Here is a 17,169-nt window from a genome sequence, read left to right on the forward strand (position 1 = left end):
GCTAATCTTTCTTCAGTTTCAGTTATAACATATCCTTTAGTAGAATTATGTAATGCAGGTTACAAAAACAAAAAAAGAGCCAATAATAGCATTAGGCCGAAACGGTTGGTCACCATAATGAGTAGACGAATCGAAATTCTAAAAGCGTTCGGTTTGCCCGTACCTGGGCAGACTGAACGCTTTTCATTTGGTTTCAAACCGGAATGCCTCTTCTTCTGCCTTTCGGAAGATTTTTTAGTATAATGCTTCTATATAGTAGCTTTCGATTCCCCACGCGCAGGAGGTATCACAGACCATGGTATATATCGCATTATTGCGAGGCATCAATGTAGGCGGCAACAACAAAATTAATATGAAGGAACTGAAAGCAACGTTCGAGCGGGCTGGTCTCAGCAACGTGGTTACGTACATTAATACCGGCAATATTATTTTTACGGATGACAGTCGCACCGCCCCGGAACTATCCTCCCTGCTGGAGGAAGCCATCGCTTCGGACTTCGGACTGTCCATTAAAGTCATGGTCCGTACAATCGAGCAGATCGCAGCCATCATGGCCGCGCTGCCGGAGCATTGGGCCAATGACGGGGAGATGAAAAGCGATGTGCTTTATCTGTGGGAGGAGATCGACAACGAATCCGTACTGGAAGGGCTAAAGCTTACCCCCGAGATAGACCGGGTTATCTACATCCCGGGCGCAGTTCTATGGTCGTACGATCGACAGCATGCAGGCCGAAGCGGGATGAACAAGATCATCGGCACCAAATTTTATTCCAACGTCACTGTTCGCAACGTCAATACGGCTCGCAAAATCCATGATCTGATGAAAGCGGCGGCCGAGCTTTGATGGCGGCATCTTCTGGGCATCACGGTCGCGGAGCCCAAGCCTAAAGAGCCGCCAGAGTGGCTCGTTCGCGCCGAAGGCAGTCGTTCCCATGTCAGCCTTTACGGCCATACTGCTTGGCATACGACATAATGCGGCGGTACAAGCTCTTGTCCTTCATGTTCTTTAGCGGGTAGAACTGCGGACTTGTATTGACCTCCAGAATCCAGACGCGGCCGTCGCCGTCCATCGCCACATCCAAGCCCAGTTCCCGGAAGCCTTTCCCGCGACGGTCGAAGACGCCGCCTACCTGGCGGCCTAGCCGCTTCAGCTCCGTCTCCTTGCTCGAAATCCGACCGGCTCCGAAGCCCGCGCCCGCCATCGTATGCCGGAAGTAGCCGATGCTTCCCCCTTGCTTGTAATTAGTCGCCACCTTGCCTGGACGGCCGATCTTCGTAAACAGCGCGGTGCTGACCCACTTCCCTTGATTCGTCTTTTGCACCATTACGCGCGTATCGAACGGCCTGCCGTTTGACTTTGCGAGCGAAATTCCTTTTTGCAGCAAATAGGAACGTCCCCCGATTCTGGATTTCATCCGTGCATACAGCGAGTCCATGCTGCCTAGCCGACTTTGTCCCGTTGCATGCTGCAGCAAATATCCGCCATTCTTCTTCTTCACCCGCATGATGCCAGCTCCGCCGGAGCCGCTCGTAGGCTTGCAATAGACCGTCGCAAATCGGCCCATCATCTCCTGCAGATTATTTCGGCTAAACGGCTTTGTCGCCGGGACATAGGCACGGATCTTGCCGCTGCCCATCAGCCACTTCGTTTTGACCCATTTGCTCTTGTATGTGTTGCTTCTATACTTCATTTATCGTCCATCTCCCTTCCTTCCCTAGCATATGGATGGCTCTCTCTATCTGCTCGTGCGGGAGTCTACTAAAAAATAATCATCGTCCCGCTGCTTCCAAGCCTGCGGAATGATGATTATCGTCATAGCCTTCAATTATACCTTCAAGATTACAAACCTTTCCCGCCAATAGGACGTATCGGCACGGAGCCGGTTCCCGCGATCAAAGGCATGCAGCTCTGAATCAAAGCTCTCACCTTCTCGTTCTTCAACGACGCGGCGTGGGCTTCTTTGTTCTCCCACAGCTCCATGATCCATAACGCATCGGGATCCTCCTCCGACTCGTTTAAAATATAGAAGAGGCAGCCATCCATTCCTTCCAAAGTCTCCGCGCTTTCAAGCATCCGTCTCGCAAGCTCATCCCTCATTCCAGGATGAGCCTTCAGTTGTCCAAACATCGTAAATTTATCCATCTTCTTCTCCCTCTCCTCGTAACTCCAGATTCGTTAACATCGCCCCGTAATGCTCCGCCATGGTTCTGCACGCTTCCGCCATGCGTCTGGCCAGAGGCACCGATTCGATGGTCAGCGAGGTGCTGTAAGGCATTAGGAAATAAGGCACATACGTCGACAACAAGGCGCTATCCAACCGGAAGACGGCGGCCTCCGGCTGACGCTCGGCCAAAGCATGGCCGAACAACCAGTGCCGGCATAATTCGTTCAACACTTGCTCTTGTCCCCGAATGAGAACAGTCTCCATGCTCCGACTGTCTCCTTCGGACGGAAGCAGATGCGACAGCAGGAAATCTCTAGCGGAAAATGCGGCCGGCCGATGGAAGCCGAGATCCGTTGCATGCAGTCCGGTCATTCGGTCGACGCGGAAGCTGCGAATGTCTTCGCGGTATCCGCAATAGCCAACCGCATACCAGTTGCCCTTCCAGTACACGATTCCGTACGGGTCGAACAGCCTTGCCGGTACCTGGTCGCCTTTGCCCTTGTCATACGCCATCCGAAGCGTTTGCCCTTGACCCGCGGCATCCTCCAGCATCCGAAGGAATCGCTGGTACTTGTCTTCTAGGGGAGGCGAAATGACGGACAAGCCCTGCTCATGCCGCTCCAAAAGATCCAGCTGTTTCTCGTTCGCGTATTGCTTCAGCTTTCCTATCGCCCGCTCCAAAGCGACCGAATGCGGATAACCGGCTTCCCTGGCGAACACGGAGGCATGGATAAGACTCCTCTGTTCCTCGTGATCGAAGAGCAGGGGCGAGTCCTTGAAGCGGCTAAGGATGCTGTAGCCGCCGCTGGGGCCGCTGTCCGCCACGATCGGCACGCCGCTGGCGCATAGCGAGTCGATGTAGCGGTAAACGGACCTTACATGAATGCCAAGCTCCTCGGCCAATTGCCCCGCGGTCATACGTTTGCCGGAGCGAAGCATCCATAGGATCGCCAGCATATTATCAGCTTTGCCCATTCCAACCACCCTCCCCTAATTCGGTAGACGGTTATATGTCTAGTATAACCGACTATCCCTGACAAAGACGGTCAGGGATAGTTTCTTAAATCTATAATATCTACCCTCTGGCCTGTATTACTTGGCCATTGCTGCCTTTGCGAATATCCATTAACGCCGCCGCGGTATCATCCAGCCGTTCCCGAATAAGAATGGCTTCCGCATAACGAGCCGGAATTCCCGCATAACCGCAATAAATGCCTGCCAGGCCCCCCGCAATGGCACCGATCGTATCGGAATCTCCTCCAAGGTTGGCCGCCCGCTGCACCACTTGCTCGAAGCCGGTCGACGCGGCGAGCAGATAGACAACCCAAAGCATCGTATGGACGACGAAACCGCCAGGCTCGCAATTCGGCGGGTCCGTCAGCGCAGGCTCGTATTCCGTGCCCTTCACCTCCGTCCAAAGAGCATCGCGCAGCTCCTCTCCTTGCAACAGTCTGTATGCGATGCGCGTATAGATCGCGCATGCTTCGTCACACCTCGAATCATAGTGCGTCATGCGGGATTGCAGGCGAGCGATATGCTCCGCTTCGGCCAATCCCGGATATGCCAGCGCAGCGGGCAGGCATCGCATCAGAGACCCGTTGCCGGCGCTTTGTCCCATCATCTGGTCCGTGTACAGGGCGGCTTCGAACCAATTCCCTTCGTAGTGCTCGATGGCATAGCGGATTATGTTGCCGACATCCTTCGGCCGCGTTCCGTACCACTCCAGAAACTTCTCGCCGATTGGATCGAGCGGCTGGCGGGGCTGCAGCAAGATGCCATCCGCCACGCATAACGTCATCATCGTATCGTCCGTCACCTCGCCTGGCGCAAGACGCCAGACTCCTCCGCCGATGATTTCCGTCAAGAAGCCGTGTTTCTCTTCAATCTCCTTTACGCTCATGAACTCAGTCGTCCCTCCGAGCGCATCGCCAATAGCTACGCCATATAAGCCTCCCTTTAATCGGTCAAAAACTTTCGCATCCGCCATATGCCGCATCTCCTTCCATGAAACCTATTCGACCTTCAACAATGTTCATAGCGGATCCAAACGTTTGAGTGCCTCCGCCACTTGCTCCTCCCGCTCCCGGAGAGTACCTCGCAGGATCTGGAACGGCACGCCTCTCTCCCTGAGATCGTTTACGATCGCCAGTTGGAATTCCTCGCGCTGCACCTCGCCCGAACGATCCCAAGTATCGTCATAAGGAATATCCGCATCGCATACGAAGACAAGTCCGTATCTCGTCTCCGCTATCTCGGCCAGCGCTGTCAGCCCCGGGGTGGCCTCGCCGTGGTAATATTGCGAGAACATATACGTCGTAATGGCATTGGTATCGACGAACAAGACGTCCCGCGACTCTTGAAGCAAAGCCTCCTCGCGCGCTATATGGCCGGTCGCAATCTCTTCCAGCTGCTCCAGCGTCAGTCTTCTGTCGATCTGGTGCCGCTCCCAATATTCGCGGCCGTACTCCGGCATCCACGCTGTTCTATAATGCCTCGCCATACTTTCGGCCAACGTCGTCTTGCCCGTCGAAGGCGCGCCCAAAAATACGACCTTGGTCACCAAGTCTCGAAACACGACGGGATGCAGATAATGCCGGTTTTCATAAGGGGCGTCCCTCACTGCCGTACCGGATACGGGAACACTCAGCCGCTGGAGATCGACTTGGCGGTTAACGGCGTTCAGCGCGACGCTCATGTGCTCGCCGTACGGCTCGCTGGAGTAGAAATGCGTGACCTTGCGCTCCCCGAGCAGACCCAGGACGTAGTCCTCCTGAGCTTTCATAATCTCCGCCGTATAGCCGGTCTCCTTGGGTCCGTCCCAAGCTTCGATGACATCCGTCCCCGGATACAACCTGCGAATCCAGTCGGCGCGGACATGCAGCGGAATCGAAATCGTCTCGGGGCAGTCATAGATGATCACAATGACTTCATCCATCTCCTCGAGCGCGGTCTCGATCATGTATTGATGCCCCTTATGGAGCGGAGCGAACTTCCCCAGCGTCAATCCGATCCGCCGCTCATCCATGGGTGGTTCCCCCCTTCATAGCTCTATCGTAATCCCGCTTCCACGAAACATATCCGCTCGTCGCAATGCCGAGGAAGATGACGTACAGGAACGCCAGCGCATAAAGCTCCTTGTAGAAGTACATCGCGACCGACAATACATCCACGGCGATCCAGACGAGCCAGTTTTGCAAAATTTTCGAAGAGAGCAGAAATTGGGCAATCAGGCTGAGAGTGGCGATAAAAGCATCCGCGTACGGAATCGAAGCGTCGGTGTGCGTGTGAAGCAAGTACCCCCATAGCGCCGTCACGGCGACGGCCAGCATGCCGAGAAGAATCGCAAGCGGCTTCGTCAAATTCCGCGTCGGGCGTACCTTGGCGTTTTCCCGTTTGGTCAGCCAGACGATCCAGCCGTAGATGCTCAGCACGAAGAACACGACCTGCAGCATCATGTCGGCATACAGCTTCACCTCCAGGAACATGAAGAAGAAGCAGCCGACATTAACCAATCCGACAGGCCAAGCCCAGATATTCTGCCTGGCGGTCAGCCATACGCTGAGCAGTCCCGTAGTTGTAGCGACGATTTCCAGCGTCGTCGAGGACGTGAACCAGGCGATGGCCAGCATCGCGGCGAATAATAGCGGCAGGAGCCATTTGTTGTTCATGATAAGCGCCTCCTTATATTGTCGATATGATAATATCAAAAGCGAGAAGAAAATCGCCTAGCCGTAAATAGACAGCCCCGGCGAATAATCGGTGAATCGGTAAAGCTGGGCAGCACGCTGAGAATAACGATTGGACGACTTGGGCCGGCCTTCGGAATCCCGCGCTTCTTCGATAATGCCTTGGCGGCTTTGCGTGGACGTAATCTTGCGGATAAAGTTGGGCTCCTCGAACGTCGGTACAACGGTCTGTATGACCTGGTACAGCTCGCTGATCGTAAATTCCTCGGGCAGAAACTCCCGCGCGATCGTCGTCGTCAGCATTTTCTCTCGAACTCTCGCAAGCGCGTCGCGAAGCATGTCGCCATGATCGAAGCCAAGCTCCATGGCAAGCGCCTCCTCCAGTGGGAACAGGCGGACATCGGACGCGTCGGTATCCGCTCTCCGATTGATAAGCTTGTGCTCGTGCACCAATGCGAAGTAAGCATGGGACAGAATCCAGCCTCGCGGATCGCGGCCGGGCTTGCTGTAAACGTTGAAGTATTCCATATGCACGTCCGTTACGCCCGCTTCTTCCCTCAGCTCGCGCTGCGCGCATTCGTACATGCTTTCCGTCTCCTTGCAAAAGCCGCCGGGCAGCGCCCACTTGCCTTCGTAGGGCCAGACCTTCCGCTTGATCAGCAGCACCTGCAGCTCTCGCGTCGGCAATGCCTTCTTCGGCGTCGCCTTCTCTCTGGACGTTATCGTAAAGATGACGATATCGCTGGGAGCGCCGTCCGGCGTACGGAAGTTTTCGGGCGAATAGGCGTCGGGATGTTCTTCGTTAGACAATTGAATTCACCTGCTTAACTAATTTGTTCTCGTTCACGGAATGTCAATTTGATAACATCATTATGACATAATTGATTGAAATGTCAACCCTTACCTTCATTGATCCAATACATGCCTTGACAGGAATATTCCTCGTGACGTATATTATGGACATGAACGAAATATTACAAGCCATCGCTGAACCCACGCGCCTCCGAATCGTCGAGCTGCTGCGGGACGGAGAGCTCACTGTTGGCGATATAGTGGAACGATTAAGCCTGAATCAACCGCAGGTGTCGAAGCATCTCCGCGTGCTTCAGGACGTCGGCATCGTCACGATGATTCCAGACGGAAACCGCCGCATTTGCAAGCTTCGTCCAGAACCGCTGCAACAGATGGACGCATGGATCGGCACATTCCGGCGAATCTGGGACGAACGACTGGATCGGTTGGGCGATTATTTGCAAGAAATACAAGAAGGCTCGAAGGAATAACGCGTATTAGGGCCGGTAGCCGATCATCAAACACAAATGGAGGTATGAACATGACAAGCACAGAAGGACAATTGCGGATCATTCGTACATTTAAGGCTCCGCGCCAATTGTTGTTCAAAGTATGGACGGAGACGGAACATTTGCGCAAATGGTGGGGTCCAAAAGGCTCGACGCTGCATGTCGCGAAGCATGAGCTGAAACCGCAAGGCCTCTTTCATTATCGCCTGACAAGCCCGGACGGCCACCAGATGTGGGCCAAGTTCATTTATCGCGAGATTGATGCGCCTGAAAAGCTTGTCTTCCTGAATTGTTTCTCGGATGAAGAAGGCAACACGGTACCTGCTCCGTTCGGTCCCGAGTTCGTCGATTTCCCGCTGGAAGTGAACCATGAAATATTATTTGCAGAAGCAGAAGGAGGAACAACCCTTACGATCACCGTCGGTCCCCATAACGCGACGCCAAAGCAGCAAGCCTTCTACCAGAGCATGTTCGAGTCTATGCGGCAAGGCTTCGACGGCTCCTTCGACGAGCTCGAAGGCTACCTGGCGGAGCTTCAATAAACGGCAACAGGACCGCATGCCTCGCATCCGCGACGCTTACGGTCCTGTTTACGTTCAATCCAGCAGCGAAACCTCGGGATACTTCCCTTCCGCGGAATACCAGGTCAGCAAGCTGCCATCCGATGTCCAGCCTAACAACGCTCCCGCCCCTGCCCGGGAGGCTTGTTTCTCTTGCAAGTCGATCAGGAAGGTGCCCTGCCCGGCGATGTGCGAGGCGAAATATCGGTCGCTTTCGCCCCCCGCCTGCGGCATTGGCAATACGCGTATTACTTCCATCTGCTCGCCGCTCCAGCCCGGGATCGCTCCTTTTAAAATCTCTATCGCGCCTTCGGGCATCGTTACGCTTGCTTCTTCGGCGAGCAATCCTTTTTTAACATCGTAAATCGCCTTGCCGCGTCCCATAACCAAATCCGAACGGCCAATAAGCGGTACGGCAACGGTATCCGAATCCTGCCAAACCATCGGATAAACGAAATGCCATCCGTCGCTATGTCCGATGTAAGCCGCCTTCTCGTGATGAGCCAACCGTTTTCCCGTCGCATCAAAAATCCACAAATCCGCATACGAGCCCAAAAAGCCCTCCGAATCCGTCAGTACGGCAACCTTGTCGCCATCCGGCGATGACGCAATCCCATAAATCGAAGCTTCCTCCGAATGATAAATTCGTTTCTTTAAATCGGCCGCCGGATCCACCAGATAGACAAATTCCAACCCTTTAGCGATATAGTAGGTTTCCCCTTGCGCGGGAAAAGCATACAAATCCCGAACGCCGCTGTCGCTCGACCTGCTCGCCGTCAACTCCGGCCATTCCTCGAGGTCTAGGCGAGACACCTCTCCCGTTTCGGGATCCAGCCGATCCACTTTGCCGTCCCGATCGTACATGTTAATAATTCCGTCTTTCCCCGGGCAGCATGACGTACCGACATACACCGCCGAGTCGAAGGCATGCTCCTTAACGAGGTTTCCTTGAATGTTGGTCCATCTAATCCCGCTCCATGCCTTGCCCGCATGCACGATGACCGCTCTTCCCTCGTAAGGCAATACAGTCTTAACCGGCTTGCCTTCCGACGTCATTGTTCCTTCCAGCATAAATCCGACAGCGCTCTCCGGGGGCAGCTCCGTAAACCGGACGACCGCGCGTCGATTATCGGTCCATTCCACCGCATAACGATAGTCAAGCGTTCCCGAACTACTGGCATCATATATCGTCGATTGGATCGCAAGCTCCACCGATTCCCGATCCATATCCCGGTTGCCGATCAAAAGGACCGTATCGCTGTCTTCATCGATGGTGACCGTCAGTTCGGGCTCGCTATCATCCCGATCTCCCTGGAGTATCAACTGAACCAATTCCGACGTTAATGCCCAAGCCTGGGCGCCGGATTCGTTGGTCTCTTCCGCATACACCTTGCCGCTGGGAGCCGAACCATTGGTTTGGCGCAAGTCGTTCAGCGAGAGCATCAAACTTTTATCGCTTCCGACCAGTTCGAGTTTGTACAGAATGCCTGATTGCTCCGGATCGCCAATATAAGAGAGCTCCGCTGCTTCAAGTCCTGCCACGATGGCCTCGATCCCGCCAAGATCGCGATGTTCCGTCACAACGCCGCTCTCTTCGTTAATGACCTTAACGACTTGGATCTCCGAAGGAAAATTCAAGCTAGCCGTGTTTTTATCTATTTCCCCGTTTTTGCTACAAGCTTGTACGATAATCATGGACAGGATCAGAACGAAAAATATCCGCTTCCGACTAAACAATTTCAATACAACCGCCCCTTTCTGCATACAACCAGCCACTATCTTCCATCTATTGGACGCTCCAACCGGCTTCAAAGTTGCTATGCTTGCCGGGAATCTGTTCATGACGGCCTGTTATCTGCGCAGATAAATAACCCCTAGAAGCATAAAGAGCCTTGACCGATCCGCTATTGCAGCGGTGGACAGGACTCTCGTTTAACTCTTGCGATTTGATGGGGCAGCATCTATACAGTGACGGAAGGCATAGACGCAAGGGCGAACTCCACCGCTGCTTCCGCATGGATGCGCGTCGTATCAAACAGCGGCATGTCGATATCCCCTTGTTTCAGGAGCAGCGGAATTTCCGTACAGCCGAGAATAATGCCTTCCGCTCCCCGTGCCCGCAGACGTTCGATGATCGCGATATATTCCGCCTTGGAAGACGCATTTAATTCTCCCTTGCACAATTCGCCGAAAATAACATCATGCACTCGGATCCGATCTTCCTCGCCCGGCACGATAGCTTCGATGCCATGCTCGCGCAGGCGATCCGTGTAGAAGCTTTGCTCCATCGTGTAACGGGTCCCGAGCAAACCTACGCGGCGAAGTCCGCTCTTCTTGATCTGCGCCGCCGTCGTCTCCACGATATGCAGCAGCGGCACGTTTACCGCATTTTGCACCTCGCCCGCGACGACATGCATCGTATTCGTGCAGATTAGTATCGTATCGCAGCCGCCGGCTTCCAGCTTTTTCGCGGCATCGGCGAGCAGCTCGGCGGCCCGCTTCCATTCTCCTGCCTTTTGCAGCTGCACGACCTCCTCGAAGTTGCAGGAGTACAGCAAACATTTGGCCGAACTCAGACCTCCTGCCCGTTCGCTGATGCCTCGATTAATATATTTGTAATAGTCGGCCGTCGACTCCCAGCTCAGCCCGCCGATTAATCCAATCGTCTTCATCATTCCCCGCACGTCCCTTCCCGCTTATATAACTCCAGCATAACATGGTATACTGGTTTCCATAAGGACCAGGAATGACATATATTCATAGTACCAGTTTTAATGCCAAGACATATGTAAGGAGAGGTTCCGCACATGTTATGGTTTCCCGTTGACCGTTCCGCCGAGTCTTCGCTGACCGTTCAAGTATACGAGCAACTTCGGCAGCGCATCCTGCGAAGCGAGCTTGTCGAAGGCGAGCGTCTGCCCTCCAGCCGCGAGCTCGCCTCCTCTATCGGCGTGTCGCGCAATATCGTGCTGGAAGTCTACGATCGATTGCTTGCCGAGGGTTACTTGGAAATACGTCCACAGTCCGGCACCTACGTGGCGGCCGGCTCACATTTCCCGACCATCGCCCAGGCTATGTCCAGCGACGTCGAGGGGCAGTCCGCTGCCTCAATCGCAAGGCCAACCCCTCCTCCGGGCATGATCGACTTTCGGGCCGCGCATCCCGCCGCGGACTACTTCCCCCGCGCTGCATGGGGCAGGCTGGCGAAAGAAATTTGCCTTTATGCGCCGGAGCGCGCTTTCGGCTATGGCAGCCCGGAAGGAGCGTCCGAGCTGCGCAGCGTTCTCGCCCGCTACTTGCTGCAGGCGCGAGGCGTCCGCTGCCACCCGGAGCAGATCGTCATTACGACGGGCGCGACGCAGGCGCTGCAGCTAGTTACAGGCCTGCTCTCGCGGGACAAGCGGGCGCGCATTGCGGTAGAGGATCCCGTCACCGACGAAATGCGCACGATTTTCGCCTATGCCGGGGCTGAGTTGCTGCCCGTCCCCGTCGACGATACAGGCATCCTGCCCGAGGAGCTCCCGGCGGGCGAAGCTCCCGACTTCGTCTTCGTTATTCCGTCCCATCAGTTTCCGCTCGGCGGCACGCTCCCCATCCAGCGTCGCATCCAGCTCATCGAATACGCCATACGGAGCGATTGCCTCATTGTGGAGGACGATTACGACAGCGAATTCACGTACGAAGGCGTGCCCGTCCACTCCATGCAGGGATTGGACCCGGAACGGGTCATCTATGTCGGCACCTTCAGCAAAATCTTGTCCCCGTCGCTCCGCATCGGCTACGCCGTCCTGCCCATCCGGTACGTCGAAGAATATCGCCGGCTAAAGTGGTTCGCCGACCGCCACACCGCCATGCTGGAACAGCTTATTCTCGCCCGCTTTATGGAGGAAGGTTACTTTGACCGGCATATTCGCCGCATGCGGAAGATCTATCGCAAGCGTCGCGAGACGCTGGCGAGCAATCTCCGCAAGCATCTCCCGCAGGCCCGCATTCTGGGTGAGTCCGCGGGCATGCATCTCGTCGTGGAAGTACCGGGAATTCGCTTCACCGAAGAACGAATGGCGCGAATTGCCCTCGAGGGCGTCCATGTCTACGCAGTGGAGCATTACGCGCTTGTGCGCGGTCGGCACGAGAACCGGATCGTCATGGGCTACGGCGGCTTAACGCCCCAGGACATTGCGGACGGCGTCGAACGGTTGGCCCGAGCGATAGAGGCGGCGGACTGACTGCAAGCCCTTCTCCGAGAAGTCCATTGATTTGCCATCGCAAAGGTCTGTTATAGCAGCTTACGGAAATGAGAGACGTTATTCGTCGAAAAATGCTGCTTTTTGAGCACTTGCGGAACTGAGCGCCTTTATTGCTTTGGAATTGACAGGAATGCCCCTCAAACAGGCGAATAGCGGTCCTCAGTTCCCTTAGCATTAAAAAAACAAAAAAAATCCCGAAATAAGGGCACTCATTTCCGTTACAATCTCAACTGGAGTGGGCAAAACGTAAAATATGATTAGCTGGAGACGGGAGTATGGGAGTATGGGTAGGTTATGCCGATGGGCGGACTCGTGTAGAGGGATGGATTATCTGCAACCGGGTAACGTCTACTCGAGTTCCCATACGCGGCACGCTTAATGCCAAAAAAGCAATTTGCACCGGCTTCGCCTGCGTACAAACTGCTTTTTTGATCTCATAAAAAAGGGGCTCTTACTTGTAGAACACTTTTTCCACGTTATATTTCGCTTGCCGCGTGTTAAGGATGTACGTCTCATACAGCTCCCGCTCCAGCGGACTTTCGTTCACGAACACTTCGATTTTCGTTACCTCTTCCTGATGGTTCTTCATCACGGATACGGTATCCTCGAAGTGTTTTTTGATTCGCTGTCTGAGCTTCCTCGCTTTGCCGACGAACAGCAGCTCGTCCTTGTCGTTATAGAAGGCAAAGAATCCGCCATTCTCCCGCGTAATCAAGTGGAAATCGGTAAAGCCGTAAATATGGCTGAGCTGCGGATCCTTCTGCTTGAGTATCGTAACATCCGGCTCAGGGATCGTAATATTGATCATGTTCTGTCACTTCCTCTTCTCACATTAGACAGAACCATACTATCACAATACCGCCCGAATGTTTAGAGGAAACTTCGAGCGGCAAGTATTAGACTGCCGCCACATCAATGCTAACGGGCCGTTTAGTCCAAAAAAATGATACAATAAAATATAAGTTTAAGATAAATAATGAGGTGGGAATTTTGGGGAATTGTGCAGATGTTTTAATAGTCATCGATTTGCAAAATGGGGTATGTTACAACAAAGAGCATTTGTTCGAATTGGAAAAATTGCTTGCTAAAGTAAATGAAAGAATTCTCTTTTACAGAAATCTGGATAAACAAATTATTTTTGTTCAACACTGCGATGAGGAACTAGTACCTGGAGAGGAACATTGGGCTATTCATGCAAAACTTGATGTTCAAGCACAGGACTTTTTAATAAATAAAATACATGCAAATTCATTCTACAAAACGAGCTTAAAAGAAAATTTAGATCAATTAAATGTAAACAGTATAGAATTTTGCGGTGCCCAAACTGAATACTGTATGGATGCTACTATTAAATTCGCTCATGGACTCGGTTACAAAAACCTTATGGTAAGAAACGCAACCTCCACATTAAATAACCCATTTATGTCTGCAGAAGAGACGATTAATTTCTATGAAAATATGTGGAGTCATAGATATCTGGAGTTTATATAAGCTGAAAATTAAAATGAACGTAAATTACGCTAACGGAGAACGTTATTTCAATGATACAGCGACAGTCTAGGACTTTATTTTCTCGTCCGTGACTGCCGCTGTTTCAATTGCTGAGAGCAGTCTAAAACTTATCGTTCCCATTGCCAAAAATTCCGCGTCAGATTATACTCAGCTTAATGACTTTAATTCCAATCAAGAAAGTTGGTTTAATGGTGAAGGAAATTCCTATTCCATACGTAAGGAGCAATCAGGCGGGAATCGTTTTGTCACTAATTGCCTTCTTCATCACACAGTCCGTTTTGATTATCGCCGTTTTGTTCTTCATACAAGCAATCGGCCTCGCCTTCGGCGCAAAGGCCAATCTATTCGTCCGCATCGCTCGCCCGTTCTTGGGCAGCCTCGTATCACGTTCCGGCACCGAGGCTGTCGAGCTCCAGCGATTTAACAACTTGCTCGCAGTTCTGTTCTTGACCGCTTCGCTTGTTAGTCTGCTGCTAGGCTTCGGCACCGTGGGCAATATCTTTGCCGCCATGATGGGCGCCGCGGCGCTCGCCGCCCTGCTCGGCTATTGCATCGGCTGCACGATCTACTTCCAATACAAGCAGCTCCGCGCTAGGAGATTGCGGCATGGATCTCAATAGGCCTCGTGGATATATGCAACTAGCCAGCGTTATGGCGAAATGATAAGAAATCCTCTGTCGAGGCCTTTCGAGGATGAGCGGCCGCGTTTTGAGGCAGGATTTATCGCCAAATAGAATTTCGGTTTTCGAATGCTCGAAAACTTATAAATTCTATTGTGGTAAAAATTAAAACCGGGAGCATACGCCGCTCCCGGTTTTTTCGTTATTTGACAAACGCCGCTACGATTTTCGCGATCTAGGCGTGCGTAATAGGACCTAGAGATTGTTATGATCATTTGAATGTATTTAAAAAGGGGAGGAATCCCCCATGCTTCCATCGAATGTAAGAGAAAACGATTCCAATACTGAGGTAGCAGGAGAATGCGATGACTTTTCCCATCTGGATCGATCTTGATTTTATCAAATTGCACCCGCACACGGTATTCGAAGCATTGGCTTACTTTGTCGGCTTTCGCGTGTATCTGCTTACCCGCAGCAAAGATAAGCTTCCCGTTGTGCAAGGCATCTGGGTCATCGTCGGAGCGATCCTCGGAGCCGCGATCGGCTCCAAGCTGCTGTATTGGCTGGAAGATCCCGTAAGGACGATCGAGAACTGGAACGACTACGTTTATATGATGGAAGGCAAAACGATTGTCGGGGGACTGCTTGGCGGGCTGATTGGCGTGGAGTGGATGAAGAAACGCGTCGGCATCACACGTTCCACAGGCGATGACATGGCCCTTCCCATCATCCTGGGCATGATGATCGGACGCATCGGCTGCTTCATGACCGGTCTGGACGATCACACTTACGGCATAGCCACGACCTGGCCGATCGGCGTCGATTTCGGCGATGGCATTTCGAGACATCCGACACAGCTGTACGAGATCGTCTTTCTTCTGGTGCTAGGCGTAGTTCTGTATCGCAAGAAACGTCAAGGCGCAATGCCGGACGGCATGGTTTTCCAGCTATTTATGACGGGTTATCTGCTATTCCGGTTCACAGTCGATTTTATCAAGCCGACCCCGCATCCATATCTCGGGCTAAACAATGTCCAATTGGCATGCATAGCCGGCCTGATTTATTACGGCTATTTGATGAGCAGCAGGCTCAGAAGGCCGCAGCATTCGCACAAGGAGGAATTGTAGATGACGACGAAGAACAGGCCTTACCTCTTCTACGAACTGACGAACAGCATTTGCTCGAAATGTCTGCGCAAGGTGGAGGCCAAGGTCATTATCGAAAACGACCAGGTCTTCCTGCAGAAATATTGCGGGCATCACGGACGCGAGAAGGTGCTGATCGCGAGCGATGCGGCTTATTATAAGCGATGCCGTGAATTTCTGAAGCCTGCCGAGATGCCCATGCACTGGAATACCCCTATTCGTTACGGCTGTCCGTACGATTGCGGATTATGCCCCGACCACGAGCAGCACAGCTGTCTGACCTTGCTCGAGGTGACCGAGAGATGCAATCTGCAATGCCCGATCTGCTATGCGGAGTCGTCTCCGCACAAGGAATCGTGGCGCACGCTCGAGCAGATCGAATTTATGCTGGACGCCATCGTCCGCAATGAAGCGGAACCCGACATCGTGCAGATCAGCGGCGGCGAACCGACGATTCACCCTCAGTTTTTTGAAATACTGGATCTCGCCAAAAGCAAGCCAATCAAACATATCATGGTTAATACGAACGGTCTGCGCATCGCCCAGGATCGCGCGTTTGTGAAGAGACTTGCCGAATACACGCCCGGATTCGAGATCTACCTGCAATTCGACAGCTTCCGGGAGGAAGCTCTGCGGGAGCTGCGCGGCGTCGACTTGCGTGACGTCCGGAGGAGGGCGCTGGACCATCTGAACGAATTCAACATCTCGACCACGCTCGTCGTTACGCTCAAGAAGGGACTTAACGACGACGAGATCGGCGACATCATCCAATTTGGACTGAAGCAGCCCGCCGTGCGCGGCGTCACGTTCCAACCGATCCAGGCAGCAGGACGACTGGAGGAGTTCGATCCGGCGAAGGATCGTCTGACGCTCAGCGAGGTTCGGCAGAACATAATAGATCAATCCGGCATCTTCCGCGAAGAGGACATCATCCCCGTCCCCTGTCATCCCGACTGCTTGGCAATGGGTTACGCATTGAAGCTCGGCGAAGAAGCGCTGCCGCTTACCGGCCTGATCGATCCTCAGATTCTGCTGGAGGGCGGACGCAACACGATCGTATTCGAGCAGGATCAGACGCTGAAGTCCAAAATTTTCGAGCTGTTTTCGACCGCCCATTCGCCTGACTCGTCGGCCCTGTCGCTGAAGAACTTGCTGTGCTGCCTGCCGATGGTATCCGTGCCCGAGCATATCGGCTACGACAACGTGTTCCGGGTTATTATTATGCAATTTCTGGACCCATACAATTTCGACGTCCGATCCGTCAAGAAGTCTTGCGTCCATATCGTGCATCCCGACGGGCGAATCATTCCTTTCGATACCTACAATATGTTCTATCGCGGCGATCAAGAGAAAAAGCTGGAAGCGCTGAGAGCCGAATTTGATATGAGACCGGGAGGGAAAGTCTATGATGACTGGAACGAATGACGGGAACAACAAGCCGCCTGGGCATACAAAAGACGTATGGCTCGGCATCGGATTGCTGGCCGTGCTTCATCTGCTGCTGTTTCTATTTCCCGTCAGCTTCTTCTTTATAGGCGTTGTCCAAATCTTGTATTTGTTGCCCGCGATCATCATATGCAGAAAGCGCGGAGGCATCGTACAAGGGCTGCTTATCGGAGCCGGCGTCACCTTTCTGCTCAATGCCGCCTGCTTCGGCATTGTTATGACCATGACGTTTTCGTAGCATCGAGCTTCCCGCAAGTTGGCTGGCTGCACGAGAGAATGGACGACAGCTTCATTCCAAGGACGAGCGAATGTGTATGAAAAAGCGAGTACATTGGGGCGCTGGAGGGCGGAGACGAGCGAATGTGTATGAAAAAGCGAGTACATTGGGGCCTTGGAGGGCGGGGACGAGCGAATGTGTATGAAAAAGCGAGTACATTGGGGCCCTGGGGGGCGGGCACGAGCGAATGTGTATGAAAAAGCGAGTACA

At 53.2% G+C, this 17,169-nt stretch carries 19 protein-coding genes; 9 read left to right on the top strand and 10 right to left on the bottom strand.

Features of this window, described 5'->3' with window-relative positions; translation table 11 throughout:
• The first annotated feature begins 295 nt into the window (after positions 1-295).
• Positions 296-844 carry a DUF1697 domain-containing protein gene (locus H7F31_RS30780; RefSeq protein WP_187101937.1) on the top strand — a complete coding sequence of 183 codons (549 nt, stop codon included), beginning with the start codon at positions 296-298 and terminating at the stop codon, positions 842-844.
• Positions 845-935: 91 nt separating this feature from the next.
• Here H7F31_RS30780 and H7F31_RS30785 read toward each other — a convergent pair whose 3' ends face one another.
• From H7F31_RS30785 to H7F31_RS30815, 7 genes are all read right to left on the bottom strand, one after another.
• Positions 936-1,691 (bottom strand): YheC/YheD family protein, encoded by a 756-nt coding sequence (locus tag H7F31_RS30785; protein WP_187101938.1) that lies wholly within the window; start codon positions 1,689-1,691, stop codon positions 936-938.
• A gap of 149 nt (positions 1,692-1,840) precedes the next feature.
• The gene (locus H7F31_RS30790) at positions 1,841-2,143 is read right to left on the bottom strand and encodes a putative quinol monooxygenase (protein ID WP_187101939.1); all 303 of its coding nucleotides are present in this window, start codon (positions 2,141-2,143) and stop codon (positions 1,841-1,843) included.
• Positions 2,136-3,140, bottom strand: a complete 1,005-nt coding sequence (locus H7F31_RS30795; protein WP_187101940.1) for a helix-turn-helix transcriptional regulator — start codon at positions 3,138-3,140, stop codon at positions 2,136-2,138. Before H7F31_RS30795 ends, H7F31_RS30790 begins: the two co-directional genes overlap by 8 nt.
• A 100-nt stretch (positions 3,141-3,240) precedes the next feature.
• Complete coding sequence (locus H7F31_RS30800; RefSeq protein ID WP_397373402.1) at positions 3,241-4,161, bottom strand: ADP-ribosylglycohydrolase family protein; 921 nt, start codon at positions 4,159-4,161, stop codon at positions 3,241-3,243.
• A 36-nt stretch (positions 4,162-4,197) separates the two neighbouring features.
• Positions 4,198-5,190 carry an AAA family ATPase gene (locus H7F31_RS30805; protein ID WP_187101942.1) on the bottom strand — a complete coding sequence of 331 codons (993 nt, stop codon included), beginning with the start codon at positions 5,188-5,190 and terminating at the stop codon, positions 4,198-4,200.
• On the bottom strand, positions 5,183-5,833 hold the full coding sequence (pnuC, locus tag H7F31_RS30810) for a nicotinamide riboside transporter PnuC (protein ID WP_187101943.1): 651 nt from the start codon (positions 5,831-5,833) through the stop codon (positions 5,183-5,185). Before pnuC ends, H7F31_RS30805 begins: the two co-directional genes overlap by 8 nt.
• A gap of 57 nt (positions 5,834-5,890) precedes the next feature.
• Positions 5,891-6,661 (bottom strand): NUDIX domain-containing protein, encoded by a 771-nt coding sequence (locus tag H7F31_RS30815; protein ID WP_187101944.1) that lies wholly within the window; start codon positions 6,659-6,661, stop codon positions 5,891-5,893.
• Positions 6,662-6,813: 152 nt separating this feature from the next.
• On the opposite strand from H7F31_RS30815, the gene H7F31_RS30820 reads away from it, so the two are divergent.
• On the top strand, positions 6,814-7,134 hold the full coding sequence (locus tag H7F31_RS30820; RefSeq protein ID WP_187105625.1) for an ArsR/SmtB family transcription factor: 321 nt from the start codon (positions 6,814-6,816) through the stop codon (positions 7,132-7,134).
• Between the two features lie 50 nt (positions 7,135-7,184).
• Positions 7,185-7,694: an SRPBCC family protein gene (locus tag H7F31_RS30825; protein WP_261800194.1), complete on the top strand. Its 510-nt coding sequence runs from the start codon at positions 7,185-7,187 to the stop codon at positions 7,692-7,694.
• 54 nt (positions 7,695-7,748) lie between these two features.
• On the opposite strand, the gene H7F31_RS30830 is transcribed toward H7F31_RS30825, so the two are convergent.
• Together H7F31_RS30830 and H7F31_RS30835 are read right to left on the bottom strand one after the other, a co-directional pair.
• Positions 7,749-9,455 carry a hypothetical protein gene (locus tag H7F31_RS30830; protein ID WP_187101946.1) on the bottom strand — a complete coding sequence of 569 codons (1,707 nt, stop codon included), beginning with the start codon at positions 9,453-9,455 and terminating at the stop codon, positions 7,749-7,751.
• Between the two features lie 218 nt (positions 9,456-9,673).
• Positions 9,674-10,384 (bottom strand): aspartate/glutamate racemase family protein, encoded by a 711-nt coding sequence (locus H7F31_RS30835; protein ID WP_187105626.1) that lies wholly within the window; start codon positions 10,382-10,384, stop codon positions 9,674-9,676.
• Between the two features lie 135 nt (positions 10,385-10,519).
• On the opposite strand from H7F31_RS30835, the gene H7F31_RS30840 reads away from it, so the two are divergent.
• Positions 10,520-11,938: a MocR-like pyridoxine biosynthesis transcription factor PdxR gene (locus H7F31_RS30840; protein ID WP_187101947.1), complete on the top strand. Its 1,419-nt coding sequence runs from the start codon at positions 10,520-10,522 to the stop codon at positions 11,936-11,938.
• Positions 11,939-12,410: 472 nt separating this feature from the next.
• Here H7F31_RS30840 and H7F31_RS30845 read toward each other — a convergent pair whose 3' ends face one another.
• A complete protein-coding gene (locus tag H7F31_RS30845; RefSeq protein WP_187101948.1) occupies positions 12,411-12,767 on the bottom strand; it encodes a nucleotide excision repair endonuclease in 357 nt (118 codons plus the stop codon).
• 182 nt (positions 12,768-12,949) lie between these two features.
• Here H7F31_RS30845 and H7F31_RS30850 point away from each other — a divergent pair, with 182 nt between their 5' ends.
• The 5 genes from H7F31_RS30850 (at position 12,950) to H7F31_RS30870 (ending at position 16,920) form a co-directional block, all read left to right on the top strand.
• A complete protein-coding gene (locus tag H7F31_RS30850; RefSeq protein WP_187105627.1) occupies positions 12,950-13,450 on the top strand; it encodes a cysteine hydrolase family protein in 501 nt (166 codons plus the stop codon).
• Positions 13,451-13,659: 209 nt separating this feature from the next.
• Positions 13,660-14,091 carry a DUF4395 domain-containing protein gene (locus tag H7F31_RS30855; protein ID WP_261800195.1) on the top strand — a complete coding sequence of 144 codons (432 nt, stop codon included), beginning with the start codon at positions 13,660-13,662 and terminating at the stop codon, positions 14,089-14,091.
• Positions 14,092-14,456: 365 nt separating this feature from the next.
• Positions 14,457-15,218, top strand: coding sequence for a prolipoprotein diacylglyceryl transferase (locus H7F31_RS30860; RefSeq protein WP_187101949.1), 762 nt, complete (start codon positions 14,457-14,459; stop codon positions 15,216-15,218).
• The gene (locus H7F31_RS30865) at positions 15,219-16,661 is read left to right on the top strand and encodes a radical SAM protein (RefSeq protein WP_187101950.1); all 1,443 of its coding nucleotides are present in this window, start codon (positions 15,219-15,221) and stop codon (positions 16,659-16,661) included. It abuts the gene before it with no gap.
• Complete coding sequence (locus H7F31_RS30870) at positions 16,642-16,920, top strand: hypothetical protein (RefSeq protein ID WP_187101951.1); 279 nt, start codon at positions 16,642-16,644, stop codon at positions 16,918-16,920. Before H7F31_RS30865 ends, H7F31_RS30870 begins: the two co-directional genes overlap by 20 nt.
• Positions 16,921-17,169 lie beyond the last annotated feature (249 nt).

It is taken from the genome of Paenibacillus sp. PAMC21692 (assembly GCF_014303795.1).
Classification (GTDB): Bacteria; Bacillota; Bacilli; order Paenibacillales; family Paenibacillaceae; genus Pristimantibacillus; species Pristimantibacillus agaridevorans.

What these genes read in the sequence shown, in the direction of transcription:
- H7F31_RS30795 (WP_187101940.1), bottom strand. Translation starts at nt 3,140, where the DNA reads ATGGGCAAAGCTGATAATATGCTGGCGATCCTATGGATGCTTCGCTCC.
- H7F31_RS30870 (WP_187101951.1), top strand. Translation starts at nt 16,642, where the DNA reads ATGATGACTGGAACGAATGACGGGAACAACAAGCCGCCTGGGCATACA.
- pnuC (WP_187101943.1), bottom strand. Translation starts at nt 5,833, where the DNA reads ATGAACAACAAATGGCTCCTGCCGCTATTATTCGCCGCGATGCTGGCC.
- H7F31_RS30805 (WP_187101942.1), bottom strand. Translation starts at nt 5,190, where the DNA reads ATGGATGAGCGGCGGATCGGATTGACGCTGGGGAAGTTCGCTCCGCTC.
- H7F31_RS30820 (WP_187105625.1), top strand. Translation starts at nt 6,814, where the DNA reads ATGAACGAAATATTACAAGCCATCGCTGAACCCACGCGCCTCCGAATC.
- H7F31_RS30780 (WP_187101937.1), top strand. Translation starts at nt 296, where the DNA reads ATGGTATATATCGCATTATTGCGAGGCATCAATGTAGGCGGCAACAAC.
- H7F31_RS30855 (WP_261800195.1), top strand. Translation starts at nt 13,660, where the DNA reads ATGGTGAAGGAAATTCCTATTCCATACGTAAGGAGCAATCAGGCGGGA.
- H7F31_RS30785 (WP_187101938.1), bottom strand. Translation starts at nt 1,691, where the DNA reads ATGAAGTATAGAAGCAACACATACAAGAGCAAATGGGTCAAAACGAAG.
- H7F31_RS30860 (WP_187101949.1), top strand. Translation starts at nt 14,457, where the DNA reads ATGACTTTTCCCATCTGGATCGATCTTGATTTTATCAAATTGCACCCG.
- H7F31_RS30790 (WP_187101939.1), bottom strand. Translation starts at nt 2,143, where the DNA reads ATGGATAAATTTACGATGTTTGGACAACTGAAGGCTCATCCTGGAATG.
- H7F31_RS30835 (WP_187105626.1), bottom strand. Translation starts at nt 10,384, where the DNA reads ATGAAGACGATTGGATTAATCGGCGGGCTGAGCTGGGAGTCGACGGCC.
- H7F31_RS30845 (WP_187101948.1), bottom strand. Translation starts at nt 12,767, where the DNA reads ATGATCAATATTACGATCCCTGAGCCGGATGTTACGATACTCAAGCAG.
- H7F31_RS30865 (WP_187101950.1), top strand. Translation starts at nt 15,219, where the DNA reads ATGACGACGAAGAACAGGCCTTACCTCTTCTACGAACTGACGAACAGC.
- H7F31_RS30825 (WP_261800194.1), top strand. Translation starts at nt 7,185, where the DNA reads ATGACAAGCACAGAAGGACAATTGCGGATCATTCGTACATTTAAGGCT.
- H7F31_RS30840 (WP_187101947.1), top strand. Translation starts at nt 10,520, where the DNA reads ATGTTATGGTTTCCCGTTGACCGTTCCGCCGAGTCTTCGCTGACCGTT.
- H7F31_RS30800 (WP_397373402.1), bottom strand. Translation starts at nt 4,161, where the DNA reads ATGCGGCATATGGCGGATGCGAAAGTTTTTGACCGATTAAAGGGAGGC.